23 protein-coding genes and 1 pseudogene are annotated in these 23206 nt (G+C 71.7%); 15 read left to right on the top strand and 9 right to left on the bottom strand.

Features of this window, described 5'->3' with window-relative positions; translation table 11 throughout:
- Nucleotides 1-76: 76 nt before the first annotated feature.
- The 3 genes from ilvA to BX285_RS02475 all read left to right on the top strand — a co-directional run bounded on the left by ilvA (nucleotide 77) and on the right by BX285_RS02475 (nucleotide 3420).
- A complete protein-coding gene (gene ilvA / locus BX285_RS02485; protein ID WP_097236460.1) occupies nucleotides 77-1288 on the top strand; it encodes a threonine ammonia-lyase in 1212 nt (403 codons plus the stop codon).
- A gap of 187 nt (nucleotides 1289-1475) precedes the next feature.
- Nucleotides 1476-2561, top strand: coding sequence for an ATP-binding cassette domain-containing protein (locus tag BX285_RS02480; RefSeq protein WP_097236459.1), 1086 nt, complete (start codon nucleotides 1476-1478; stop codon nucleotides 2559-2561).
- A 1-nt stretch (nucleotide 2562) separates the two neighbouring features.
- The gene (locus BX285_RS02475) at nucleotides 2563-3420 is read left to right on the top strand and encodes an ABC transporter permease (protein WP_097236458.1); all 858 of its coding nucleotides are present in this window, start codon (nucleotides 2563-2565) and stop codon (nucleotides 3418-3420) included.
- Nucleotides 3421-3498: 78 nt separating this feature from the next.
- On the opposite strand, the gene greA is transcribed toward BX285_RS02475, so the two are convergent.
- Both greA and BX285_RS02465 read right to left on the bottom strand, forming a co-directional pair.
- Complete coding sequence (gene greA / locus BX285_RS02470) at nucleotides 3499-3999, bottom strand: transcription elongation factor GreA (protein ID WP_097236457.1); 501 nt, start codon at nucleotides 3997-3999, stop codon at nucleotides 3499-3501.
- 283 nt (nucleotides 4000-4282) lie between these two features.
- Nucleotides 4283-4696, bottom strand: a complete 414-nt coding sequence (locus BX285_RS02465; protein ID WP_097236456.1) for a DUF4307 domain-containing protein — start codon at nucleotides 4694-4696, stop codon at nucleotides 4283-4285.
- A 242-nt stretch (nucleotides 4697-4938) separates the two neighbouring features.
- On the opposite strand from BX285_RS02465, the gene mca reads away from it, so the two are divergent.
- Both mca and BX285_RS02455 read left to right on the top strand, forming a co-directional pair.
- Nucleotides 4939-5844 carry a mycothiol conjugate amidase Mca gene (gene mca, locus BX285_RS02460; RefSeq protein ID WP_097240038.1) on the top strand — a complete coding sequence of 302 codons (906 nt, stop codon included), beginning with the start codon at nucleotides 4939-4941 and terminating at the stop codon, nucleotides 5842-5844.
- A gap of 49 nt (nucleotides 5845-5893) precedes the next feature.
- Nucleotides 5894-6085: a hypothetical protein gene (locus BX285_RS02455; protein WP_097236455.1), complete on the top strand. Its 192-nt coding sequence runs from the start codon at nucleotides 5894-5896 to the stop codon at nucleotides 6083-6085.
- A 118-nt stretch (nucleotides 6086-6203) separates the two neighbouring features.
- On the opposite strand, the gene BX285_RS02450 is transcribed toward BX285_RS02455, so the two are convergent.
- Nucleotides 6204-6596 (bottom strand): hypothetical protein, encoded by a 393-nt coding sequence (locus tag BX285_RS02450; RefSeq protein ID WP_097236454.1) that lies wholly within the window; start codon nucleotides 6594-6596, stop codon nucleotides 6204-6206.
- A gap of 1111 nt (nucleotides 6597-7707) precedes the next feature.
- Between BX285_RS02450 and BX285_RS02445 the strand changes: the two genes are divergently transcribed.
- A complete protein-coding gene (locus tag BX285_RS02445; protein ID WP_097240037.1) occupies nucleotides 7708-7968 on the top strand; it encodes a MerR family transcriptional regulator in 261 nt (86 codons plus the stop codon).
- A gap of 104 nt (nucleotides 7969-8072) precedes the next feature.
- Here BX285_RS02445 and BX285_RS02440 read toward each other — a convergent pair whose 3' ends face one another.
- Complete coding sequence (locus tag BX285_RS02440; RefSeq protein ID WP_097236453.1) at nucleotides 8073-8303, bottom strand: hypothetical protein; 231 nt, start codon at nucleotides 8301-8303, stop codon at nucleotides 8073-8075.
- Between the two features lie 269 nt (nucleotides 8304-8572).
- Here BX285_RS02440 and BX285_RS02435 point away from each other — a divergent pair, with 269 nt between their 5' ends.
- The 4 genes and pseudogenes from BX285_RS02435 (at nucleotide 8573) to BX285_RS02420 (ending at nucleotide 13712) form a co-directional block, all read left to right on the top strand.
- Nucleotides 8573-8776 (top strand): cold-shock protein, encoded by a 204-nt coding sequence (locus BX285_RS02435; protein WP_097236452.1) that lies wholly within the window; start codon nucleotides 8573-8575, stop codon nucleotides 8774-8776.
- Nucleotides 8777-9159: 383 nt separating this feature from the next.
- Nucleotides 9160-10626 (top strand): DEAD/DEAH box helicase, encoded by a 1467-nt coding sequence (locus BX285_RS02430; RefSeq protein ID WP_121174348.1) that lies wholly within the window; start codon nucleotides 9160-9162, stop codon nucleotides 10624-10626.
- Nucleotides 10627-10796: 170 nt separating this feature from the next.
- Nucleotides 10797-12889 (top strand): annotated as a pseudogene (locus BX285_RS02425) (thioredoxin domain-containing protein).
- 94 nt (nucleotides 12890-12983) lie between these two features.
- Entirely contained in the window at nucleotides 12984-13712 is a 729-nt protein-coding gene (locus BX285_RS02420; RefSeq protein ID WP_121174347.1) for a GNAT family N-acetyltransferase, read from the top strand.
- A 5-nt stretch (nucleotides 13713-13717) separates the two neighbouring features.
- On the opposite strand, the gene BX285_RS02415 is transcribed toward BX285_RS02420, so the two are convergent.
- Nucleotides 13718-14077: a hypothetical protein gene (locus BX285_RS02415; protein WP_097236449.1), complete on the bottom strand. Its 360-nt coding sequence runs from the start codon at nucleotides 14075-14077 to the stop codon at nucleotides 13718-13720.
- Between the two features lie 67 nt (nucleotides 14078-14144).
- Between BX285_RS02415 and BX285_RS02410 the strand changes: the two genes are divergently transcribed.
- Both BX285_RS02410 and BX285_RS02405 read left to right on the top strand, forming a co-directional pair.
- A complete protein-coding gene (locus BX285_RS02410; RefSeq protein ID WP_121174346.1) occupies nucleotides 14145-15896 on the top strand; it encodes an alpha/beta hydrolase in 1752 nt (583 codons plus the stop codon).
- Nucleotides 15893-16528 carry a hypothetical protein gene (locus BX285_RS02405; protein ID WP_121174345.1) on the top strand — a complete coding sequence of 212 codons (636 nt, stop codon included), beginning with the start codon at nucleotides 15893-15895 and terminating at the stop codon, nucleotides 16526-16528. The genes BX285_RS02410 and BX285_RS02405 overlap by 4 nt, the downstream gene beginning before the upstream one ends.
- 5 nt (nucleotides 16529-16533) lie before the next feature.
- Here BX285_RS02405 and BX285_RS38085 read toward each other — a convergent pair whose 3' ends face one another.
- On the bottom strand, nucleotides 16534-17466 hold the full coding sequence (locus BX285_RS38085) for a hypothetical protein (RefSeq protein WP_097236446.1): 933 nt from the start codon (nucleotides 17464-17466) through the stop codon (nucleotides 16534-16536).
- 264 nt (nucleotides 17467-17730) lie between these two features.
- Here BX285_RS38085 and BX285_RS02395 point away from each other — a divergent pair, with 264 nt between their 5' ends.
- Nucleotides 17731-18387 (top strand): papain-like cysteine protease family protein, encoded by a 657-nt coding sequence (locus tag BX285_RS02395; protein ID WP_121174344.1) that lies wholly within the window; start codon nucleotides 17731-17733, stop codon nucleotides 18385-18387.
- Between the two features lie 9 nt (nucleotides 18388-18396).
- Nucleotides 18397-19308, top strand: coding sequence for a hypothetical protein (locus BX285_RS02390; RefSeq protein WP_121174343.1), 912 nt, complete (start codon nucleotides 18397-18399; stop codon nucleotides 19306-19308).
- Nucleotides 19309-19420: 112 nt separating this feature from the next.
- On the opposite strand, the gene BX285_RS02385 is transcribed toward BX285_RS02390, so the two are convergent.
- A complete protein-coding gene (locus BX285_RS02385) occupies nucleotides 19421-20077 on the bottom strand; it encodes a TetR family transcriptional regulator (RefSeq protein ID WP_121174342.1) in 657 nt (218 codons plus the stop codon).
- A gap of 8 nt (nucleotides 20078-20085) precedes the next feature.
- Entirely contained in the window at nucleotides 20086-21651 is a 1566-nt protein-coding gene (locus tag BX285_RS02380) for an MFS transporter (RefSeq protein ID WP_121174341.1), read from the bottom strand.
- A 310-nt stretch (nucleotides 21652-21961) separates the two neighbouring features.
- Between BX285_RS02380 and BX285_RS02375 the strand changes: the two genes are divergently transcribed.
- Nucleotides 21962-22447 (top strand): hypothetical protein, encoded by a 486-nt coding sequence (locus tag BX285_RS02375; RefSeq protein ID WP_121174340.1) that lies wholly within the window; start codon nucleotides 21962-21964, stop codon nucleotides 22445-22447.
- On the opposite strand, the gene BX285_RS02370 is transcribed toward BX285_RS02375, so the two are convergent.
- Nucleotides 22418-23128: a hemolysin III family protein gene (locus BX285_RS02370; protein ID WP_097240036.1), complete on the bottom strand. Its 711-nt coding sequence runs from the start codon at nucleotides 23126-23128 to the stop codon at nucleotides 22418-22420. The two genes, BX285_RS02375 and BX285_RS02370, sit on opposite strands and share 30 nt — an antisense overlap.
- Nucleotides 23129-23206 lie beyond the last annotated feature (78 nt).

Here is a 23206-nt window from a genome sequence, read left to right as displayed (position 1 = left end):
CGGCGGACCCGGGAACAGGCCCGGCGTCCCGGATTGTCGGCCTGCGGCCCGGGGACGGGCCCTCTACCCTGGCGGCATGCACAACTGGCCGATCACCCTCGACGACGTCCGCGGCGCCCAGAAGATGCTCGCCGGGATCGCCCGGGTGACCCCGATGGAGGGCAGTCGGCACCTCTCCGGGCTGATCGGCGCGCCGGTGCACCTGAAGTGCGAGAACCTGCAGCGCACCGGCTCCTTCAAACTGCGCGGGGCGTACGTGCGGATCGCGGGACTCTCGCCGGTGCAACGGGCCGGCGGGGTGGTGGCGGCGAGCGCCGGGAACCACGCCCAGGGCGTGGCGCTGGCGGCCTCACTGCTGGGGGTGCGCTCGACCGTGTTCATGCCGGTCGCCGCGCCGCTGCCGAAGGTCGCGGCCACCCGCGAGTACGGCGCCGACGTACGGCTGCACGGCGCCACCGTGGACGAGGCGCTGCAGGCCGCGCAGCGCTACTCGGACGCGACCGGCGCGGTGTTCATCCACCCCTTCGACCACTGGGACGTGGTCACCGGGCAGGCGACCGTCGGGCTGGAGATCCTGGAGCAGTGCCCCGAGGTGCGCACCATCCTGGTCGGGGTGGGCGGCGGCGGGCTGCTGGCCGGGATCGCGGCGGCGGTGAAGCCGCTGCGGCCGGACGTACGGGTGATCGGGGTGCAGGCGGCCTCGGCGGCCGCGTACCCGCCCTCGCTGGCGGCCGGGCGGCCGGTGTCGCTGGAGCACTTCGCGACCATGGCCGACGGGATCATGGTCGGGCGCCCGGGGGACATCCCCTTCGAGGTGGTCAACACGCTGGCGGACGGCATCCGTACGGTCTCCGAGGACGCGCTGTCGCGGGCGCTGCTGCTCGGCCTGGAGCGGCTGAAGCTGGTGGTGGAGCCGGCCGGGGCGGCCCCGATCGCGGCGCTGCTGGAGCAGCCGGACTCCTTCGAGGGCCCGGTGGTGGCGGTGCTGTCCGGCGGGAACATCGACCCGCAGCTGATGCAGCGGGTGCTGCGGCACGGGCTGGCGGCGGCCGGGCGCTACCTGTCGCTGCGGGTGCGGCTGGCGGACAAGCCGGGCTCGCTGGCGGACCTGCTGGGCGTGCTGACCAGGCTGGACGCCAACGTGCTGGACGTGGCGCACGTGCGGATCGATCCGCGGTTGGGGCTGACCGAGGTCGAGGTGGACCTGCACCTGGAGACCAAGGGGCCGGAGCACTGCGCGGCGGTGGTCGGGGAGCTGCGGGACGCGGGGTACGTGGTCTCCGAGTAGGCGTCGGGGGAGTGGATCAGTCCTTGGGGAGTGGGCCTGCAGCCCTTGACGCGATATATCGCGTGCTGGGAGACTCGCGATACATCGCGTTCGAGTCCCGCGGGTCGAGAATCGAGTCGCCCGTGCGCCCGAAACCGGGGCAGAGTGGGACAGATCGCTCCACACGTCCGAGGAGATGAGGCAGGCCATGGCGCCAGCCATCCAAGCCGAGAACCTGGTGAAGACCTTCGGCGACGTACGAGCCCTGGACGGCGTCAGCCTCGACGTCCCCGAGGGCACGGTGCTCGGGCTGCTCGGCCCGAACGGCGCGGGGAAGACCACCACCGTGCGGGTCCTCACCACCCTGCTCCGACCCGACTCCGGCCACGCGGTGGTCGCCGGGGTCGACGTGCTCAAGAACCCCAACCAGGTCCGCAGCCTGATCGGCCTGTCCGGCCAGTACGCGGCGGTCGACGAGTACCTGACCGGCTTCGAGAACCTCACGATGGTCGGCGAGCTCTACCAGATGAGCAGCCGCGACGCGAAGGCGCGCGCGCTGGAACTGCTGGAGTGGTTCAACCTCAGCGACGCCAAGGACCGCACCGCCAAGACCTACTCCGGCGGCATGCGCCGCCGCCTGGACCTCGCCGCGGCGCTGGTCGTCCGGCCGCCGGTGATGTTCCTGGACGAGCCGACCACGGGCCTCGACCCGCGCAACCGGCTCGCGCTCTGGGAGGTCATCGAGACCCTCGTGGAGCAGGGCACCACGCTGCTGCTCACCACCCAGTACCTGGAGGAGGCCGACCGGCTCGCCCACGACATCGCCGTGGTCGACCAAGGCCGGGTCATCGCGCGCGGCACCGCCGACCAGCTCAAGGCGCAGATCGGCGGCGAGCGGATCGAGGTCGTGGTGCACGAGCCCGGCCTGGTTGCCGACGCGGTCGCCGCGCTGTCCGGCTACGCGCTGAGCGAGCCCGCGGTGGAGAAGAACACCCGGAAGATCACCCTGCCGATCAGCGGCGGCGCCCGGGTGCTCGCCGACGCGATCCGCGAACTCGACGCCCGCGGGATCGAGATCGACGACATCGGGCTGCGCCGTCCGACCCTGGACGACGTCTTCCTCACCCTCACCGGCCACGTCGCCGAGGCGGCCGAGGAGGAGGGCGGCACCGGCGCCAAGGACCGCGGCCGGGGCGGCCGGGGCCGCGGAAAGCCGGGCGGCGGCGACGCGGACGACAGCGGCGGCGGACAGGGCCCCGAGCAGCAGGCCGTCACGGCCGGAACGGAGCGCTGAGATGAGCACCGCCACCGAGCACGCCATCGGCGCCGCGATGCCGACGCCCCGCCGGGGCCTGTCCGCGACCCTGCACGACTCCTGGGTGGTCGCCAAGCGCAACCTGCGCCGGATGTCCCGGATCCCCGAGATCGTGGTCTTCGGGCTCATGCAGCCGGTCATGTTCGTGCTGCTGTTCTCGTACGTCATGGGCGGGGCGATCCGGATCCCCGGGGCGAACTCCAGCTCCCACACGTACATCCAGTTCCTGATGGCCGGCATCTTCGCCCAGACCGTCACCTTCGCCGTCGCCGGCGCCTCGGCCGGCATCGCGGAGGACATGACCAAGGGCCTGGTGGACCGCTTCCGCTCGCTGCCGATGGCCCGCTCGGCGGTGCTGGTCGGCCGCACCCTCGCCGACCTGTGCCAGACCGCGTTCACCCTGGTCGTGCTGGCGCTGGTCGCGCTGCTGGTCGGCTGGCGGATCCACGAGGGGCTGCTCAAGGCGCTCGGCGCGTTCGGCCTGCTGCTCCTGCTCGGCTACGCCTTCTCCTGGATCGGAGCGCTGATCGGGCTGTCGGTGCGCAGCCCCGAGGCGGCCACCTCGGCCGGGCTGATCTGGCTGTTCCCGCTGACCTTCGTGTCCAACGCCTTCGTGCCGGTCAGCTCGATGCCGGGCTGGCTGCAGCAGGTCGCGTACTGGAACCCGTTCAGTGCCACCGTGCAGGCCTGCCGGGTGCTGTTCGGCAACCAGGTCGGGCCGGTGGACCCGGCCTGGCCGATGCAGCACGCGGCGCTGGTGTCGGTGCTCTGGTCCGTGGTCATCACGGCGGTGTTCTCGTGGCTGTCGGTGCGCAAGTACCGCTCGTCCACGGCCTGAGGCGGTACCGCCGCCTACGCGGGAGGGCGGCCGCGGAGTCACTGACTCCGCGGCCGCCCTCGACCGTGCGGGGCCGGCTCAGCCGGCGTGCGGCACGACCTTGACGATCTTCACCATGGCCGGCTTGCCGTTCGGCAGGTCGTAGGTGGCCTCGTCGCCGATCCGCTTGCCGTCGATCGCGCGACCCAGCGGCGACTGCGGCGAGTAGACGTCCAGGTCGTCGGCGCCCGCGACCTCGCGGGAGGCCAGCAGGAACTCCATCAGGTCGTCCTCGTCGCCGTCGAAGGCGACCGTGACGACCATGCCCGGGGCCACCATGCCCGAGTCGGCCGGGGCCTCGCCGACCTTGGCGCGCTCCAGCAGCTGGGTCAGCTGGCGGATGCGCAGCTCGTACTTGCCCTGCTCCTCCTTCGCCGCGTGGTAACCGGCGTTCTCCTTGAGGTCGCCCTCCTCGCGCGCCGCCTCGATCTTCTGGGCGATCTCGATGCGCCAGGGCCCGGTCAGGTGATCCAGCTCGGCCTTGAGCTGGTCGTAGCCGGCCTGAGTGAGCCAGGTCACGTTCTCACTGGTCTGGGTCACGGGTGCTCCTCGTAGGTGCTGGGGCTGTGCTGAGGGTGTGAGTCGTCAGCAGGGTCGGTGGGTGGTGATATCGGTCTCAACTACAAAGCAACGCCCGCTCCCGTACCATCCGGTGCGGAAGGGGCGAAACCACGAGACTAACAAGTCCTGCCGACAAGCGGGAGGGGCGTTGGCGCGCCATTGACGGCGGCGTCACGCCCCGGTGTACAGAACGCGTACGGGACGCGTACAGGACGGTGCGGGGACCTCCTACGGATGCCCGCTCCCGGATCGAATATGCGCCCTACTTCGCGGGCGTGCAGCCCAGCAGTTCGGCGGTGGTACCGCGGGCCGTGGTGCGCAGGGTGACCACGGCGTCGTAGCTGTCGCCCGCCGCCGGGACGGGGAAGTCGGCCACCCCGACCACCGCGTGGTCGTCGCCCTGCGAACGGACCGTACAGGTGCCCGCCTGCCCGTCCCCCTTGCGCACGGTGAGGTGCAGCTGGACCTCGGAGTCGGAGAGCACCTGGAAGGTCGGCACCGAGCCGTTGATCTTCGTCTCGCGCAGCAGGTACGAGGTGCCCAGCCAGGCGATCAGGCCCAGGCCCAGCACGCCGCAGACCGCGCCGACCACCTTCAGGCGGCGGTCCGAGTCGCGGTCGCCGCCGCGGCCGTAGCGCCCCTCGGGAAGCGGGGTGGCGGTGGTCTCTGCAGTCATCGGACTCTGTCCTCTCCTGGGGAGGGGCCGCGCGGGTGGTGCGGGGGAATGCGACGCTCCTCCAGTCCGTCACTATAGGAGGGGCACGCCCGCGGCCGGTCCGGCGGGGGCAGGGCCCGGTCCGGTCGGCGGTTCGCGCGGGTCGGCCCCGCGGCGACGCGGCCCCGAAGTGAGCGGTTCGTACGGTGGTGGGCGACCCGGACTTCGCGGAACGCCCGAGGATGTGGAAGGAACGCAAGGCGTTGACTGAGCAGTTGCGACTGATGGCGGTGCACGCCCACCCGGACGACGAGTCCAGCAAGGGCGCGGCCACCATGGCCATGTACGTCGAACAGGGTGTGGACGTGCTGGTGGCCACCTGCACGGGGGGCGAGCGCGGGTCGGTCCTCAACCCCAAGCTCCAGGGGGACCCGTACATCGAGGAGAACATCCACGAGGTCCGGCGCAAGGAGATGGACGAGGCGCGCGCCATCCTCGGCGTCAAGCAGGCCTGGCTGGGCTTCGTGGACTCCGGGCTGCCCGAGGGTGACCCGCTGCCCCCGCTGCCGGAGGGCTGCTTCGCCCTGCAGGACGTGAAGGAGGCGGCCGAGCCGCTGGTCCGGCTGATCCGCGAGTTCAAGCCGCAGGTCATCACGACCTACGACGAGAACGGCGGCTACCCGCACCCGGACCACATCATGACCCACAAGATCACCATGCTGGCCTTCGACGCCGCGGGCGACCCGGACGCCTACCCCGAGGCCGGCGAGCCCTGGCAGCCGCTCAAGGTCTACTACAACCACGGCTTCCCGATGGGCCGCATCCGCGCCCTGCACCAGTACCTCACCGAGCACGGCCACGAGTCGCCGTACGGCGAGTGGATCGAGGGCTGGGAGAAGAGCGGCCGCAAGGAGCGGGAGATCACCACTCGGGTCCGCTGCGACGACTGGTTCGAGACCCGCGACCGCGCGCTGATCGCCCACGCCACCCAGATCGACCCGGACGGCCCGTGGTTCCGCGTCCCGCTGGAGGTCCAGCGCGAGGTGTGGCCCACCGAGGACTACGAGCTCGCCCGTACCCTGGTCGACGTGGACCTGCCGGAGGACGACCTGTTCGCCGGCCTGCGCACCCCCACCGTGGCGGCCGAGGCCGCCGACACGCGCGACTGAACCACCCCCCGATGGCCCGGCTCCCCGTGAGCCGGGCCACCATAGAGATATGAGCGCCCCCGTGAACCTCATCAGCCTCGCCGCCGACCTCGCCGTCGACGACGCCAAGGTCACCCCCGGTCTCCTCGGCTTCGTCGTCTTCGCCGCCCTCGGCGTGGCGACCTGGTTCCTGGCCAAGTCGATGAACCGGCAGTTCAAGAAGGTCGACTTCGTGGAGGAGCCGGAGGCTCCGAAGGAGTGAGTCCCCGGCCCCCGCCTCGTGCCGGTGCGCGAGGACGGGGGCACTCCGCGTGCTGTGCCCCCACTCGGCGCAGGCGGCGACGATCAGGCCCGGGCGCCGACGATCCCGGGAGGGCGCGTCATTGGTCGGTGTAGCTGAGGTCCCCCACGGTCCAGCTGCTGATGTCGGCGATGGAGATGCGGTACATGCCTCCGGTGTGCGGCAGCCCGTAGCTGCCTTGCAGGATTCGGGCGACGTGCAGGTGCAGGTGCGTCGGCCGAGCTGGGTGTGAGGTGCCATCACCGATATCGCCGGTGCCGCGGCCTGCGGGGTTCGAGAACAGTGCGGCGAACGGCTTCAAGTGGTCCGAGGCCGACAGGACTTCGGCGACCCGCTCGTGCCACAGGCTCTCCGGCGCCAGGCGCCCGGTGATGACCGCGCCCGGAACGACCACGGTCAGGGGCATCTGGTTGCTGTGCTCGGACTCCACCATCGCGGCGATCTCGACGAGCAGCGCATCAGGGTTCGACATGCCCCCAGAGGATAGTTCCAGCCGCAGCACACGCGCACGACCGCCCCCGAACGGACTCCGGCTGTGGCTCGTCGCGCGCCGACACCGGCGGGCCGTGCCGATCCCGTAGCGGTGATCGGGCGCGGGAAAATGTGATGCGGCCGAGAGAGATATCTGGCGGCCCGGTGCGGCCGCCGCCGACGTGCGCCCCGCCGGCCGTCGGCGACGGAGACGACAGGGTCCTGCGCCGGCTGCTGGCGCGCCTGGCCGAACAGGCCATCGTCGTCGACCTCATGCCCTGCGTGATGCCCTCTCGCGGCATCCGCAGGCCGCCGGCCTGGACTGCTCCGACCGTTAGTGCTCCGCCTCCGCGCGAAAACCTGCTCCGGCGAGAGTAGACATTGCTCGGTGCTCTGTGTAGTGTTCCTGGTGTTGGAAGAGCAGGACAGCAGGACGGGCAGACACGAACTGCCCGGGTGGTACAGCAGTGATGCATGAGGCGTGCAGGTCGTCAGTCCGCGGGGCCCGGTCATGGCAGGGGTCCGGCGGGGGCGGGTGACCTGCCAGGCGCGTCGGGCCCGGTTGTGCGTGGGGTCCGAGGCGGTGGCGGTCGCGCACGTGCAGGAACGCAGTACCGGCAGCACCCGGGGAGCCGGGCCTCCAGCAGTACCGGAGGTTCGCACCGCGCAGTATCAGCAGGACGGGTGCCGCCAGCAGTTCGCAGTACCCAGCAGTTCGCACGATGTACAACAGAGGAGAAGGGAAGGGTTCACCCAGCCGGATCGCCCGCCCCGGCGCACATTCACTGCCGGGCGGTCACCGCAGTACCCATCGTCATGGAACGTCATGGAAGAGGTGGTTCTCGGTCACGCATACGCGATCCCCGCATCCCGTCCATCCCCTGGGCGGTGCGGACACTACGGGCCGACCCGACGGTCGGCAGCAGTAGTGCAGTAGATGGTGAAGTGAAGCCCTACACCCCTGGGCCCCGGCGCACAGCGCGCCGGGGCCCTCGACCCGTTTCCCAGGAAGGAAGGTGCCGGTGGAACAGGCCACCCACGCCACAGACCCGAAAAAGGACCCAGTGAGCGCAGAGAGCAAGTTCGACGACGACGACTACCCCGCCTACACCATGGGCCGGGCCGCAGAGATCCTGGGCACCACGCCGGGCTTCCTCCGCAGCCTCGACGAGGCCAAACTCATCGCCCCGCAGCGCTCCGCCGGCGGTCACCGCCGCTACTCCCGCTACCAGTTGCGCATCGCCGCCCGCGCCCGCGAGATCGTCGACCAGGGCACTCCCCTCGACGCGGCGTGCCGCATCATCATCCTCGAAGACCAGCTCGAAGAGGCCCTGCGCATCAACGCCGAACTCCGGCGCGACCACCCCAGGTAGCGCCGCGCCCACGCGACCTCTTCAGGAGCGCGAAGATCGGGTCCCGGCGCCGAAGCGCCAAGGCGCACGGGTCCTGCGGCAATCCGGTGCCGGCACGGCCGGGGTCAGAGCCTGTGCATCGCGGTGTACGGCTGCGTGAGGCGTTCCTGCCGCGATCCGAAGTCGACGAGGACGGCGATGTCGCTACCGCCCTCGACACCGATGACCCGGCCGAGGCCGAACCCGTCGTGGGTGACACGGTCGCCGACGGCGAAGTGCTTGCGCGGCGCTGCCTCCGCCTGGCGCTTGAAGGGGCTGGTGGGCAAGGGGCGGCGAGGTGCTGCGTAATTTGTCATTCCGGCCAGTGTGCGCCGGAAAACTCGAAATGGATACCCTCGGAGGTCGGGCTCCCGCAGGACCGGAGGTGAAATATCCCCCCGTTTCGGGCCCCGGCCTGCTAGAGTCGTACCAGTTGCAGTAGTGGTTCCCATGAACTTTGTGTGCGCCTGCCTGTGTTGCGGGCGCATTTTTGTTCCCCCGGCTCTTCCCCGGGCGGGTTCTCCATGCGGCGTACTCGAAGTCCGCGGTCCGCGCGCTTCGGACTGCCCCTTGAAGGAGATTTTTTATGGCTAATGGCACTGTGAAGTGGTTCAACTCGGAGAAGGGCTTCGGCTTCATCGAGCAGGAGGGTGGCGGCCCCGACGTCTTCGCCCACTTCTCGAACATCCAGGCCAACGGCTTCCGTGAGCTGCTCGAGGGCCAGAAGGTCGAGTTCGACGTCACGCAGGGCCAGAAGGGCCCGCAGGCCGAGAACATTCGCCCGCTGTAGTACCGCCACGGCACCCGCCTGGCAGCGAGGGGCCCGCACTGCTTACATGCCAGTGCGGGCCCTTCGGCATCGCACGACAACACGTCGCACGACAACGCACCCGGCCGTCCGGAACCTGTCGGTTCCGTCACCGCCGACCACTCACGCGAGACGCACGGCGCCGCTCCTGGCGCCGCGTCCTGACCACGTGACGCCGCGCATTCCGTGGTTCTCCGCTCCCGCCTTGCGCGGCGAACCCCACGCGGTGGGTGATGTGCCGCACGGTTCTCCCGTCCACGCTCCACCCATCGCATCTCCCGGCCCGTTCCCTCGCGGTCTTCCGCCGTCGCCCTGCGCCGGCCGAGTCCTCCTCGTGACGCGCCGCTCCGAGGAAGGTCTCCCGCATGAACCGCTCCAGCCGTTCCCCGTATCAGAACGCCCACCGCCGCTCCTCTGGCATGAACGACCGTCAAGGGTCCACCGGTCGGGATGAGTTCACGATGCCGGCGAGCACCTCCCCGGCGCTGCCGGCCGTCACGTCCTTCGAGGGGTTGGACCTGCCCGACGCGCTGCTGTCGGTCCTGGTCCGCCAGGGCGTCACCGTGCCCTTCCCGATCCAGGCGGCGACGCTGCCGAACTCGCTCGCAGGCCGCGACGTGCTGGGGCGCGGGCAGACCGGTTCGGGCAAGACCCTCGCGTTCGGGCTCGCGGTGCTGGCCCGCACCGCCGGGCGCAAGGCCGAGCCGCGCCGCCCGCTGGCGTTGGTGCTGGTGCCGACCCGTGAGTTGGCGCAGCAGGTCACCGAGGCGCTCACTCCCTTTGCCCGTGCTCTCCGGCTGCGGATGGCGAGTGTGGTGGGCGGGATGTCGATCGGCGGGCAGGCACGGCTGCTGAACCGCGGGGCGGAGGTCGTTGTGGCCACCCCGGGGCGGTTGAAGGACCTGATCCAGCGAGGCGACTGCGAACTGCACCAGGTCAGAGTCACGGTGCTGGACGAGGCCGACCAGATGGCCGACATGGGCTTCCTTCCCCAGGTCACCGAGCTTCTTGAGCAGGTCGCCGAAGACGGTCAGACGATGCTGTTCTCCGCCACCCTGGACCGCAACGTGGACCGGCTGGTGCGGCGGTTCCTCGATGACCCGGTCACGCACTCGGTGGACCCGTCGACCGCGGCTGTCAGCACGATGGAGCACCACGTGCTGGGGGTGCAGTCCTTCGACAAGGACGCCACGATCGCCCACATCGCCTCCCGCGAGGGCGGGGTGATCATGTTCATCGACACCAAGCACGGTGCGGACCGCCTGGTGGAGTACCTGCTCACGAACGGTGTGAAGGCCGCGGCCCTGCACGGCGGCAAGTCCCAGCCCCAGCGCACCCGCACCCTGGAGCAGTTTCGCTCCGGCGAGGTGACGGCGCTGATCGCGACCAACGTCGCCGCCCGCGGAATCCACGTCGACGGGCTGGACCTCGTCGTCAACCTGGACCCGCCGAGCGACCACAAGGACTACCTCCACCGGGGCGGCCGGACCGCCCGCGCCGGCGAGTCCGGGACCGTCGTGACCCTGGTGCTGCCCGCCCAGCGCCGCGAGATGGCCCGCCTGATGGCCAAGGCGGCCATCACCCCCGTGACCACCAAGGTCAGTGCGGGCGGCGAGGAGCTGGCTCGCATCACCGGCGCCCGCACCCCCACCGGCATCCCCACTGTGATCGCCGACCCCGTCGTCGAACGGCCACGGCGCAACCCCTCCGCCGGCCGGAGCCGCTACGGCCGCCCGGCCCGCACCGCCGGTACCCGCGCTGCCGCCGGTCGTGACGACCGGAGCTCTGCTGACCGCCGCCGCACCCCCGGGCGCCCCACGCTCGCCGGGTAGCAGGCGACTTCTGGTCCGCGACGAGGACGGCCACTGCGCGGGCGTGCCTGACGTCGTGAGTTGCTGCGGACATTCGGCCGCGAGGGCGGCCGAGCTCGCGGCTTTCAGACGCTCGGAGCTACCGCGCGGATGGCATAGGTGGATGCTTCCGGTCGTGGGACGATAGCGACATGAACCGACTCGCTGACGCGACGTCGCCATACCTGCTCCAGCACGCCTCCAATCCGGTGGATTGGTGGCCATGGGGAGAGGAGGCGATCAATGAAGCCAAGCGGCGGGACGTGCCCATTCTCTTGAGTGTGGGCTATGCGTCCTGCCACTTATGCTTCTGCTAATTCACTGGTGCCACGTGATGGCGCACGAGAGCTTCGAGGACGCCGGGCTCGCCGGATACCTGAACGAGCGGTTCGTCGCGGTGAAGGTCGACCGGGAGGAGCGGCCGGACGTCGACGCCGTGTACATGGAGGCCGTGCAGGCCGCCACCGGGCAGGGCGGATGGCCGATGACGGTGTTCCTCACGCCCGACAAGGAGCCGTTCTACTTCGGGACTTACTTCCCGCCGGTGCCCCGGCACGGCATGCCGTCCTTCCGCCAGGTGCTGGAGGGCGTGGACGCGGCGTGGCGGGACCGACGGCAGGAGGTCGCGGAGGTCGCCGGGCGGATCCGCGCCGACCTCGCCGAACGGGCCGCGGTCTACTCCGCCGGCGCCCACAACCCGCCCGGCGAGGCCGACCTGCACCAGGCGCTGGTGACGCTCACCCGGGAGTTCGACCAGGCCCGCGGCGGCTTCGGCGGCGCGCCCAAGTTCCCGCCGGCCATGGTGATCGAGTTCCTGCTGCGCCACCACGCGCGCACCGGCTCGCAGGCGGCGCTGGAGATGGCCGTCCGCACCGGCGAGGCGATGGCCCGCGGCGGCATCCACGACCAGCTCGGCGGCGGCTTCGCCCGGTACTCGGTGGACGCCGGCTGGGTCGTGCCGCACTTCGAGAAGATGCTGTACGACAACGCCCTGCTGCTGCGCGCCTACCTGCACCTGTGGCGGGCCACCGGCGATCAGCTCGCGCGGCGGGTCGCGCTGTCGACGGCGGACTTCCTGCTGCGCGAACTCCGCACCCCCGAAGGCGCGTTCGCCTCCGCGCTGGACGCCGACAGCCTGGACGAGGAGACCGGAACCTCCGTCGAGGGGGCGTACTACGTCTGGGAGCCCGGGCAGTTGGTCGACCTGCTCGGCCCCGCCGACGCGGCCACCGCCGCCCGACTGTTCTCGGTGACGGCGGACGGGACGTTCGAGCACGGCACCTCCGTCCTCCAACTCCTGGCCGAGCCGGGAGAGTCCACCGGAGCCTTCGCAGAGGCATTCGCGGAGTACGAGGCGATCCGGGCCCGGATGCTCGACGCCCGGGCGGCCCGGCCCGCGCCCGCGCGGGACGACAAGGTCGTCGCCGCCTGGAACGGCCTCGCCATCGCCGCGCTCGCCGAGACCGGCGCCCTGCTGGAGCGCCCCGACCTGGTCGAGGCCGCCGAACGCGCCGCCGACCTGCTGCTCGCCGTCCACCTCACCCCCGACGGCCGGCTGCTGCGCACCTCCCGGGACGGCCGGGCCGGTGCCAACGCGGGCGTCCTGGAGGACTACGCGGACACCGCTGAGGGCTTCCTCGCGCTGTACGCCGTCACCGGCGCCGCGGAGTGGCTGCAGCTCGCCGGCGGCCTGCTCGACACCGTCCTCAAGCACTTCACCGACGAGGCCTCCGGCGCGCTCTACGACACCGCCGACGACGCCGAGAAACTGATCCGCCGCCCGCAGGACCCGACCGACAACGCCACCCCGTCCGGTTGGACGGCCGCCGCCGGCGCGCTGCTCACGTATGCCGCGTACACCGGCTCCGACCGGCACCGGACGGCCGCCGAACGGGCCCTCGGCGTGGTCGGCGCGCTCGCCGGGCGGGCGCCGCGGTTCATCGGCTGGGGCCTCGCCGTCGCCGAGGCGCTGCTCGACGGGCCGCGCGAGGTCGCCGTGGTCGGCCCGGCCGACGACCCGGCCACCGCGGCGCTGCGGCGGGCCGCGCTGCTCGGGACGGCGCCGGGGGCGGTCATCGCGGTGGGCGAGCCGGGCTCCGGGACGGACGCCGAGGTGCCGCTGCTGGCGGACCGGCCGCTGGTCGGCGGGGCGCCGGCGGCGTACGTGTGCCGGCACTTCGCCTGCGACGCGCCGACCACCGACGCGGCGGCGTTGGCGGAGCGGCTGGGCGTGGCGGTCGAGTAGCGGGGGGCCGAGCGACCGGGGAGCGGGAGCGGGGAGCCGGAAGGGGTGCGAACAATCGTTGGCGGGTGTGGGCCGGCCGGGGCGAACATGGGCCATGACCTGGACTTTCAGCACCTCCCTCGACGATTTCCGGGACGGTGGCCCGGTCGGCGGCGCCTTCCTGCAGACGCCCCCGTTCGACCCCCGGCTCTCCTTCATGCCGGAGGCCGCGGCTGCCGAGCTGGCGGTCGAACTGGCCGCCGCCGGGCCCGGGTTCACCACCGTGACCGGGGTCGGCGGCGCGGCGGACACGGTCCGCGCCTTCGCCGCGGCCTGGACGGCCGCCACCGGCACCAAGCAGTCCGTGCGGGTCGACGAACGGCTGTACCGACTCGGCGAGTTGACCGACCCGCCGCGGCCGCCCGCGGGCCGTCACCGACTGGCCGGACCGGCCGACCGTGACCTGGCGATCCGCTGGTACCAGGAGTTCGGCGCCGAGGCGAAGGTCGAACTGCCGAACGTGCCAAGGGCGGTGGACGACCGGATCGCCGCCGGCGGACTCCACCTGTGGGAGGACGAGGGCCGCCCGGTCGCCCTCGCCGCCAGCACCCCGGTGCTCGCCGGGATGTCCCGCATCGGCCTGGTCTACACGCCCACCGACCGCCGGGGTCGCGGCTACGGCAGCGCCGTCACGGCCGCCGCCTCCGCCTACGTCCTCACCCAGGGAGCAGAGGAGGTGCTGCTGTACACCGACCTCTCCAACCCGACCAGCAACTCGATCTACCAGCAGATCGGGTACCTGCCGGTGGAGGACTGCCTGATCGTGGACTTCCGGGCGCGGTAGGGGAGTTACGCGTCCTTGGTGGGGTGGACGCCGATCACCTTCGTCCGGAACGGGTCGCTGACGCCCGTCGCGGTGGGCGCCCCAGGCAGGTGGTCGGCGTTCACGTAGGTCTGGGCGCAGGTGATCAGGTTGCCGCCGGCGGTCTTCATGTCGCCGGAGAGCCCGTCCAGCAGCGTCTTCCAGGCGGTGCTGCACCCCTGCAGCGCCACCCCGCTCTGCCAACCCGCCAGGCTCCCGGCCGCCTTGTCGCTGGGCTCCGCCAACTTGGCGGTCTCGTCCGGGACTTTCCCGGCCACCGTCAGCGCGTTGTTCCCGGCGGCCGTCAACTCGCCCGGTTTGACGGTGAATCCGTTGCCGTCCGCCATTGTGTCCCCCCGGAGTCGCTGTGGCAGTCGTGGGCTATGGTAGCGGTGAGTACTGGGGGGAGCACTCATGGCTGATCCGGATCAGAAGTTAGCGGGGAACCGTCTCGCCCTGGCGAGCCTGAAGAACGCCAAACCGGAGGACCTGCACGCGGCGGGCGACGCCTACGACGCGCTGCACAAGGCGTACGCGCAGCACACCGCCGACTGGAAGAGCGGAACCACCGACCGGGTCCACGCCTCCGGTTGGAGCGGACCGGCCGCCGACGCCGCCATTCCCTCGCTGGACGCGACGACCACCCAACTGCACGCCGCCGACATCGAACTGGCCACCGTCGGCCAGACCCTGCGGGACTACGCCGACCTCTTCGGCCTCGCCCAGTCGAAGCTCCGGCAGGCCCTCACCGACGCAGCGGCGAAGGGCCTGACCGTCAGCGATACCGGCGCGGTGAGCTGGCCCGCGCCGACCGGCCCGGTGGACGCGAGCTGGGAGGCGAAGCAGAAGACGGCGGCCGAGGACATCGCCACGCGGATCGGCGCCGCCCTCACCGAGGCGGGGACGGCCGACCAGGCACTGGCCGCGCTGCTCAGGGGCTTCGCCCAGCACGCCACCGGAAAGTCGGGCCTGACCCTCGCGGTCGCCGAGGCCGACCAGAAGGCGGCGAACGGGCCGAACTCGCCGTACCTGAGGGACATGCCGGCGGCGGGGGCGCCGCCGACGGAGGTCAACCGCTGGTGGAACGGCCTCGACCCGGCGGGCCGGCAGTGGTTCATCGACCACCACCCGGAGAAGGTCGGGAACCTGGACGGCATCCCGGCGGAGGTGCGGGACCAGGTCAACCGGGCGTACCTGGAGAAGCGGATGAAGGAACTCGACGGCAAGAACCGGACGAAGGAGGAAGAGGAGGAGTTCCAAAAGCTCAAGCCCATCCGGGACCGCCTGGATCAGGACTCCAAGGCGAAGGACGGTCGGCCGCACACCTACCTGATCGGTATCGGCGCCGAGGGCCAGGGCCGCGCGATCCTGTCCTTCGGCAACCCTGACACCGCCACCGACATTTCGTCCTACGTGCCCGGAATCACCACGACCCCCGACTCGCTCGGTATGGCGAAGCCGGGAACCACGCCCGGGACCAACGAGGCGGAGAACGCGTTGAACGTCTGGCGGGAGGCCAACAAGAAGGTCAAACCCGGCGGATCGGTGGCGTCCATCATCTGGCTCGGTTACGACCCGCCGGACATCGACGTCACGGCGACGACGCCCGAGCGGGCGCTCAAGGGAGCACCCGACTACGCGAGGTTCGTCACCGGGCTCCGGGCGACCAACACGAGCGGCCAGTGCCCGCACATCACCTCGATCGGGCACAGCTACGGCTCGCTCCTCGTCGGACAGGCCACGAAGATGGCCGCCCACCAGGGGAACTACACGCTGCCGGACGACGTGGTGATCATCGGCAGTCCCGGTGTGGGCGTGAAGCACGCCGCGGACCTGGGCATGCCCGCCGGCCATGTGTGGGCGGGCGCGGCCGCCAACGACCCGGTCACCCAGCTCCCCTCGCCGAAGACCCAGTTGGCGCCCTGGCCCTTCGGCGGGCTGATCGGAGCCGACCCGCACGACCTCTGGTACGGGAGGGATCCGGCGAGCGACTCCTTCGGGGCGACGCGCTTCACCGTCGACGGCTGGAGCAAGTCGGGGAGCTGGGTGGACTTCGGGATGCACACCAAGTACCTGGCTCCGGAGACCGGCGGCCCCTCGCTGGGCAACATCGCCGCCATCATCTCGGGCAGGCCCGACGACGTCCACGTGACGGAGGGCCGATGACGGCCCGCTGGAAGGTGATCGGTTCGATCGTGCTGTCGCTCGTCGTCCTGGTGTCCGTCGGTGCGGTGTTGTTCTCCAACGGATACGGGCCGTTGGCACTGGCCGACCGACCGGGCCGATTGGGCACGAGCGAGGCGAAGAGCCGGATCGACCGAGTCCTGCGCGCCACCATGGACGGGATCTCACCTTCACTCGCCTATGCGGGGGCCGACTTCGAGGTGATGAGGAAGCACGATCTCTGGGACGGCGAGCCGAGCATGCGATCGGACGTCACCGAGATCGTCACCGCGCGGACCGTGGTGTCGCGGGCGAAACTGCCGACCCTCATGGATCAGGTGGCTCGGACCTGGAAGACGCTCGGGAACAGCATGCCCCCGCCACCGAACGATCCCTCCGATGAGATCCAAGAGTTGAGGGGGATCGGCGAGGATGGCGGGGAGACGCTCCTGACGCTCTACGCGAAAGCGCAGGCGGATTCGACCTACCTGGTGAACATCAGGGCAGAAGCCTCCAATGTGCTGTACCAGCCGGCCCACGAGTACGAGCCCGTGTCCCCGCTCGCCAGGACACCGCGCGACGCCAGGGGCTACGTGATCACCGACCCGGTGACCGATCCGTACTGGTCGCACTGACCCCCTCACTCCCAGTCCCACCGGATCCCCAGGATGCACGGCTGCAGCGCTGTGGCGACCAGGTGGACGCAGTGGTGGCCGTCCAGGGTCAACTCCTCGGTTTCGTACGGTTCTTCGCCCGGTGAGTGGAGGGCGAAGCGGTGGCAGCGGACGGGGAGGGCGGCGGGGTGGAAGGTGACCTGGAGGACGTACTGGCCGGCGCCGGAGTGGAACCCGCGGACGTACTCGCAGCTGGGGTCGGGGGAGGGGGCGTCGTCGAAGCCGTAGCCGAGCAGGTGGGTGTCGCCGGCGCGGAGGCGGCGGTCGAGGAGGAGTTCGGCGGCGAGCAGGTGGTGAGCCTGGTCGCGGCGGATGCGGCCGGGGCGGCAGTTCTCCTCGGCGCGGACGCCGACCGTGGTGATGTCGCTGCCCGGGTCGCCCTGGTAGAGGGCGAGGTAGCGGTCGATGCCGTCGCGGTGGGCGCGCAGGGCGTGTTGGGAGTCGCGGCGGGTGAGTTGGCGGTCGGGGCCGATGCGGATGCGTTCGATGTGGGTGACGGTGTGCAGGCCGGTGTCCCGTGGGCCGGCGAGGGCGGTGAGCAGGTCGTCGACGGCGGTGGCCGGTGAGATGAGGTCGCGGTAGGGGCGTACGGGCGGGCCGGCCGGGGTGGTGTCGGCGGCGCGGCGGGGGCCGAGCAGCCGGGTGAGGGAGTGCTCGGGCAGGTCGAGGACGTCTTCGAGGGCGGCGACGGCGCGCAGGGATTCGGGGCGTTCGGGGCGGCGGCGGCCCTGCTGCCAGTAACTGAGGCTGGTGAGGCCGACGTTGACGCCGCGCAGGGCGAGGTGGCGGCGGATCCGGTGCAGCGCGAGGCCGCGGGCGCTGATGGCGGTGCGCAGGGCGAGGTGGAACGGGCCGGTGCGCAGGGCGGCGGCGAGGTCGGGGTGGTCGCTGCGTTGGATGGCGGCCTCCTCGGAGGGGGAAGCGGGCTGACCGGCTTTTGACCGTGAATATTCACATCAGAGTGGCGGTTTGTCACCGTCCGGGCCGTGGTGCGCGGGGGTTTCCGGGGCCTCGTTCACACCGGATCGCGACCGTTCACACCTGAACCCGGGCTTCCGCCAAGCCCGTTGACCGGTCTCGGGTGAGGCGCGATGCTCGGGGCGCGATCCGGACCGCACCCCCACACAGCACTCACTGCACTTGTGCAAGGAGGCAATTCCCCCATGCAAGTTCCACGGATACGGCTGCGCCGTGCGGTCTCGGTGCTCGCCCTCGGCGTGCTGGGCCCGGCGCTCACCGCCGCGGTGGCGGCGCCCGCGGTTGCCACCCCCACGCAGGACCGGGCCCCCCACCAGGTCCGCCAGGCCGCCGCTCCCGGGAGCACGGCCGATCTGGCCGGCACCTTCAAGAAGCTCAACATCACCATGCAGCAGCAACAGCAGACGAACTGGTGCTGGGCGGCGAGCGGGAACACCATCGCGACCTGGTTCGGCTACAGCTACAGCCAGAACCAGTTCTGCAACGCGGCGTTCGGCCGCTCGACCAACTCCAGCTGCCCCAACAGCCAGGCCACGCTGGCCGATGTGCAGAACGGGCTGAGCTGGGTCGGTATCAACCCGGGCTCCTACGTCACGGGTTATCTGCGCTACACCACCGTTCAGACCGAGGTGGACGCCAACCGGCCGATGGAGACCCGCATCCAGTGGAGCTCCGGCGGCGGGCACATGCACGTCCTCTACGGCTACGACACCGGCAACAACTGGGTCTACTGGGGTGACCCGTGGCCGTCCAACTACCGCTACAACTGGGCGGATTACTGGTACTACGTGAACAACGACACGTTCTCGTGGACCCACTCCCTGTACCGGATCGGCGCGTGAGGGGCGACCATGACCGAGCTCAGTAGTCTCCGTCGGGCCGCCGCCGGCGCCCTGCTCACCGCCGGCCTCGCGCTGGTGCTCGCCCCGGCCGCGCACGCCGACGCTCCGGCCGCGCAGCCCGACGCCCAGGCTCCGGCGGCCGCCGCCCCGGCCCCGCTGCCCGCCGCCGAACTGGACCAGGCTCGCAGCGCGGTCCGGGATCCGGCCGTCCTCGACAAGGTCGGTCACTTCTTCGCCCGCAAGGGCGTCCCACCGACCCAGCAACTGACCATCGGTGCCGCCGAGGAGGCGCGGGCGGCGAGCGCGTCGGCGCCGCGGCTGGCCGGTGACACGGTGCCGGTGTACGTGCTGGACGCGGGCTTCGTGGCCGGGACGCCGGGCGCCCCGGTGGCGAAGGCCGAGTTCACCGCCAGCAAGGTGGTAGCGGCGGACGGGCAGACCGCCTCGGTCTGGACGGTCCGGCAGGGCGAGGCCTGGCGGGTGGTCAACATCGCCTCGGGCGGCGACGAGAGCGACTACGCGGCGAAGGCGGCGGACAGCGGCGGCGGCACCGCCTTCCGCGAGCCGCAGGTCAACGCCTGGTACGTGCTGCGCGACGGCCGGGTGCTGCCGCTGGACGACGAGGCCCGGCGTTCGGTGGGCGCGGGCGGGGTGTCGCTGGCCGCGTACCAGCAGCTGGTGCACCAGCGGTACGGGGACAAGCTGCCCGGGTCGGCGTACGACCGGGCGGGCAAGGGCGGCGGCTACCAGGTGGACGCCGCCCAGGTGGACGCCGCCGCGCAGCCGGTGGCCGCAGCGGAACCGGCGGCGGGCGGCGGATCGGTGCTGCCGGCCGTGACGGCGGCCGCGGCCCTGGGGGCCACCGCGCTGGTGGGCGCGGGCGCCGTCCTGCGGCGGAGGACGGGCGTCCGCCGCGGGTGAAGGGGGAGCGGGGTCCGGCCGGTCGGCCGGACCCCGCTGCCTGTCCGTCGGGGCCGGGGCGCAGACCCCGGTCTCAGAGCCCGGTCTCAGACTCAAGTCTCAGACGCCGGTCTCAGATCCCGGCGAAGCCGCTCTCCAGCAGGCCGAAGGTGTGGTCGACCAGGTCCGCGATGGACTCCCGCCCCCCGGCGGCAGCCCACTGCAGGAGGGCTTCGGCGGTGGCCGCGGCGATGACGGCGGAGGTGACCCGCATGTCGTACGTGGGCTCCTCGACGCCGGCCCGCCGGGTGAGCACGGCGAGGAACAGCTCCTGCGGGTTGTTGCCGGCGCGATGGAGTCCGGCGCGCAGCGCGGGGACCTCGGTGACCAGCCGCATCCGGGTGAACAGCTCCTCGCGCTCGTGCTGGAGCAGTTCGCGGACCAGGCTGGTCATGGCCTCCCGGCAGGAGGTCAGGAAGGGTTCGTCGGCGGGCCGCTCCAGCAGGGCGGCGACCATCGCCGGATCGTACTCGTCGGAGAGGACCAGGTCCTCCTTGGTCGCGAAGTAGCGGAAGAAGGTGGAGGGGGAGACCTCGGCGGCGGCGGCGATCTGCTCCACGGTGGTGTTCTCGTAGCCCTGCTCGGAGAACAGCCGGTACGCCTCGCGGCGGATGCTCTGGCGGGTCTTCAGCTTCTTGCGCTCGCGCAGCGACAGCGGCGCCTCCAGTTTCGCCTGGACCGGGTTGGTCGAGGCGTCCGGGAGGGCCGCGGTCGGCTGCTGGGGAGTCATGCGTCCGATTATCCGCGATCCCCGGTGGCGGTTTGGGGATCGCCCGGCATCCGGGCCGCGACCAGCACCGCCGAGACCACCGCGACCAGGCCGGCGACCAGCAGGACCAGCCCCATGCCGTGCGTGTACGCGGCGTGCGCGGAGGCGCTGAGGGCGGTCGCGTCCCCGGCTCCGCCCCCGGCCGCGTCCCCGCTTCCGGCCCGGGCGACGGCGTCGGCGGCGATCACCGACTCCCCGGCCCGCTGCGCGGCCCCGGCCGGCAGCCCGCCGGTGTCCAGCGCGCCGCGGTACGCGCCGGACAGCAGGCTGCCGAAGGCGGCGATGCCGAGCGCGCCGCCGACCTGCCGCAAGGTCTGCAGCAGTCCGGAGCCGACCCCGGCCCGGGCCTGGGGCAGGGTGGCCAGCGCGCAGGCCTGGGCGGTGATCAGCGCCAGCCCCATGCCGCCGCCGAGCACGGTGAGCCAGACCGCGGCCCGCCCGTAGCCGTCGCCGACGCCGGTGCGGCTGCCGAACAGCAGGGCGGCGGCGAGCAGGGTGAGGCCGAGGGCGATCACCGTACGGGCGCCGAGCCGACCGACCAGCGGGTCGGTGAGCCTGGCGGCGACGATCAGCCCGAGCATCATCGGCATCAGCCGCAGCCCGCTGCCGAGCGCGTCGGCGCCGAGCACGCTCTGGAAGTAGGGCGGCAGGACGAAGAAGGCGCCGAACATGACGAAGGAGATCAGCGTCGCCGCGACGGAGGCCCAGCGGAAGGTCGGGTCGGCGAGCAGGGCGAGGTCGAGCATCGGATCGCGCCGTCGTCGGCTGCGCAGCACCAGGACGGTGAGTGCGAGCAACGAGCCGGCCAGGGTGGTGAGCACCAGCGGGTCGGTCCAGCCCCGGTCGGCGCCCTCGATGATGCCGTAGGTGAGCGCGCTCAGTCCGGTGGCGGCGAGGGCGGTGGCGAGCAGGTCGATCCGGGGCGCGGCCGGGTTGCGGCTCTCCGGCAGCAGCAGGACGCAGGCGACGATGCCGATCGCGGTGAGCGGGATGTTGATCGCGAAGATCGAACCCCACCAGAAGTGCCGGAGCAGGAGGCCGCCGATCAGTGGCCCGAGTGGGGCGCCGACGGAGAGCGCGGCGGCCAGGACGGCGGTGGCGCGGCGCTGTTCGGCGGGCGGGAAGAGGCCGGGGATCACCGCCAGGGACATCGGCATCACCAGTGCGCCGGCCAGGCCCATTCCGGCGCGGGCGGCGATCAGGGTGGTGGGGGAGCCGGTGAGCATGCCGACGGCGGACGCGAGGCCGAACAGGGCGAGGCCGACGGTGAGGGTGTGGCGGCGGCCGAAACGGTCGCCGAACAGTCCGGCGGGGAGCATCGCGGCGGCGAAGACCACGGTGTAGGCGTCGACGATCCACTGCTGTTGGCCGGTGTCGGCCGGTAACTGCGCGGCCAGGGTGGGCAGGGCGACGTTGAGGATCGTCATGTCGAAGCTGATCACCAGGACGCTCAGCGCGACGGCGACCAGGGCGAGCCAGCGGCGCCGGTCGGCGGCCCGGGTTGCGGCTCGGGTGGCGGTGCCGGTGATGGGCATGGTTGGCCTCCAGGAGGGCTCCAGCGAAAGTCTCTCTCAAATGAGAGTAACTATCAAAAGATGGATGCCGTCAATACGCTGGACTGCTCCCGAGTTGTTACGCTCCGTGATGTGTCCTGGAAGTGCTGTTTGCGCACGAGGAATTGACGCAACGTTGATCTGTCGTTCGCCGCCCGGAGGCGGCGGGGAGTGACTGTCGGTAGATACCATGTGGCAATCGGTCAGTGCTGGCCGACGCGTGCCGAGAGCGGAGAAGGGGTGGGGCGGCAGGAGCCGACCACGAGCCCGGCACCGGGAAAGGGGAGCCGAAGTGGCCGACACGGACGACACGCACGACAGCAAGGCGAAGGCCCAGGTGTGGGGCGCGGCGGTGGTGGTGGCCTCCGCGCTGGCCGTGGTCGCGGCCTATCTGATCAATGGCGCCCCGCTGGTCCTGGTGGTCGCCGGAGTCCAGACCGTGCTGCTGATGGTGTACGTCGGCCGCCGCTGGCGTGCGCAGCACGGCCGTCCGACCCGGTCCGGGCACCGTCCGCGCCGGGGCATCCCGGACGCCGCGCACTGCGAGCGCTGCCGCCGGGCCCGCGAGGCGCTGGACGCCCGGCAGGCGCGCCCCGACTCCGCCCCGCAGTCGGAGCCCGGCGCGGGCGACCGCTCGCCGTACCCGCGCCGCCCGCAGGTCCGGGCGCCGTACGAGCGTCCCTGGACGGCCGAACGGGCGGCCGCCCGGTCCGTGGACCGTTCGACCGCCCGTCGTGGTGCGCCGGGTTCAGCCGGCCGTGCTGTACGCCACCAGTGAGACGCCGACGTACTGGACGATGAACGCCCCGAGGGTGAAGGCGTGGAACACCTCGTGGAAGCCGAACCAGCGCGGTGAGGGGTTGGGTCGCTTGAGCCCGTACACCACGCCGCCGATGCTGTAGAGCACTCCGCCGACGATCATCAGCACCAGGACGGCGACGCCGCCGGTGCGCAGGAAGTCCGGCAGGAAGAACGCGGCGGCCCAGCCCAGGGCGAGGTACACCGGTGTGTACAGCCAGCGCGGCGCGCCGACCCAGAAGACCCGGAACGCTATCCCGGCGAGCGCGCCGCCCCAGACCGCCCAGAGCAGCAGCTGCTGGTTCGCGCCCTTGAGCAGTAGCAACGTGAACGGCGTGTAGGTGCCCGCGATGATCAGGAAGATGTTCGCGTGGTCCAGCCGGCGCAGCACGGCGTCGCCGCGCGGGCCCCAGGTGAAGCGGTGGTACACCGCGCTGACCCCGAACAGCAGCCAGGCGCTGACCGAGTAGATCGCGCAGGCGATCTTGGCGGGCGTGGAGTCGGCCAGGCAGATCAGCACGATCCCGGCGGCCACCGTGGCGGGGAACATCGCGGCGTGCAGCCACCCGCGCCACTTCGGCTTGCTCTCCCTGTTCTCGGCAGGGCCGTCGTTCTCGGCGGGGCCGTCCGCGAGGCTCTCGGCGAGCGCAGCAGCAGTCATGCGCAGCATGCTACCGGCTACCTACGGGTCCGTAGGTTACCGGTGCGTATGGAAGTGGCGCTCATCACTCTTGGACGT

It is taken from the genome of Streptomyces sp. 1114.5 (assembly GCF_003635085.1).
In the GTDB taxonomy this organism is placed as follows: domain Bacteria; phylum Actinomycetota; class Actinomycetes; order Streptomycetales; family Streptomycetaceae; genus Kitasatospora.
The sequence above is the reverse complement of the archived record's forward strand: the minus strand, read 5'-3'. Positions and strand labels throughout refer to the sequence as shown.

Coding starts and splice junctions, on each gene's coding strand:
- ilvA (WP_097236460.1), top strand. CDS start 77: ATGCACAACTGGCCGATCACCCTCGACGACGTCCGCGGCGCCCAGAAG.
- BX285_RS02480 (WP_097236459.1), top strand. CDS start 1,476: ATGGCGCCAGCCATCCAAGCCGAGAACCTGGTGAAGACCTTCGGCGAC.
- BX285_RS02475 (WP_097236458.1), top strand. CDS start 2,563: ATGAGCACCGCCACCGAGCACGCCATCGGCGCCGCGATGCCGACGCCC.
- BX285_RS02465 (WP_097236456.1), bottom strand. CDS start 4,696: ATGACTGCAGAGACCACCGCCACCCCGCTTCCCGAGGGGCGCTACGGC.
- BX285_RS02455 (WP_097236455.1), top strand. CDS start 5,894: ATGAGCGCCCCCGTGAACCTCATCAGCCTCGCCGCCGACCTCGCCGTC.
- BX285_RS02450 (WP_097236454.1), bottom strand. CDS start 6,596: ATGTCGAACCCTGATGCGCTGCTCGTCGAGATCGCCGCGATGGTGGAG.
- BX285_RS02445 (WP_097240037.1), top strand. CDS start 7,708: ATGGGCCGGGCCGCAGAGATCCTGGGCACCACGCCGGGCTTCCTCCGC.
- BX285_RS02440 (WP_097236453.1), bottom strand. CDS start 8,303: ATGACAAATTACGCAGCACCTCGCCGCCCCTTGCCCACCAGCCCCTTC.
- BX285_RS02435 (WP_097236452.1), top strand. CDS start 8,573: ATGGCTAATGGCACTGTGAAGTGGTTCAACTCGGAGAAGGGCTTCGGC.
- BX285_RS02430 (WP_121174348.1), top strand. CDS start 9,160: ATGAACCGCTCCAGCCGTTCCCCGTATCAGAACGCCCACCGCCGCTCC.
- BX285_RS02420 (WP_121174347.1), top strand. CDS start 12,984: ATGACCTGGACTTTCAGCACCTCCCTCGACGATTTCCGGGACGGTGGC.
- BX285_RS02415 (WP_097236449.1), bottom strand. CDS start 14,077: ATGGCGGACGGCAACGGATTCACCGTCAAACCGGGCGAGTTGACGGCC.
- BX285_RS02410 (WP_121174346.1), top strand. CDS start 14,145: ATGGCTGATCCGGATCAGAAGTTAGCGGGGAACCGTCTCGCCCTGGCG.
- BX285_RS02405 (WP_121174345.1), top strand. CDS start 15,893: ATGACGGCCCGCTGGAAGGTGATCGGTTCGATCGTGCTGTCGCTCGTC.
- BX285_RS02395 (WP_121174344.1), top strand. CDS start 17,731: ATGCAAGTTCCACGGATACGGCTGCGCCGTGCGGTCTCGGTGCTCGCC.
- BX285_RS02390 (WP_121174343.1), top strand. CDS start 18,397: ATGACCGAGCTCAGTAGTCTCCGTCGGGCCGCCGCCGGCGCCCTGCTC.
- BX285_RS02385 (WP_121174342.1), bottom strand. CDS start 20,077: ATGACTCCCCAGCAGCCGACCGCGGCCCTCCCGGACGCCTCGACCAAC.
- BX285_RS02380 (WP_121174341.1), bottom strand. CDS start 21,651: ATGCCCATCACCGGCACCGCCACCCGAGCCGCAACCCGGGCCGCCGAC.
- BX285_RS02370 (WP_097240036.1), bottom strand. CDS start 23,128: ATGACTGCTGCTGCGCTCGCCGAGAGCCTCGCGGACGGCCCCGCCGAG.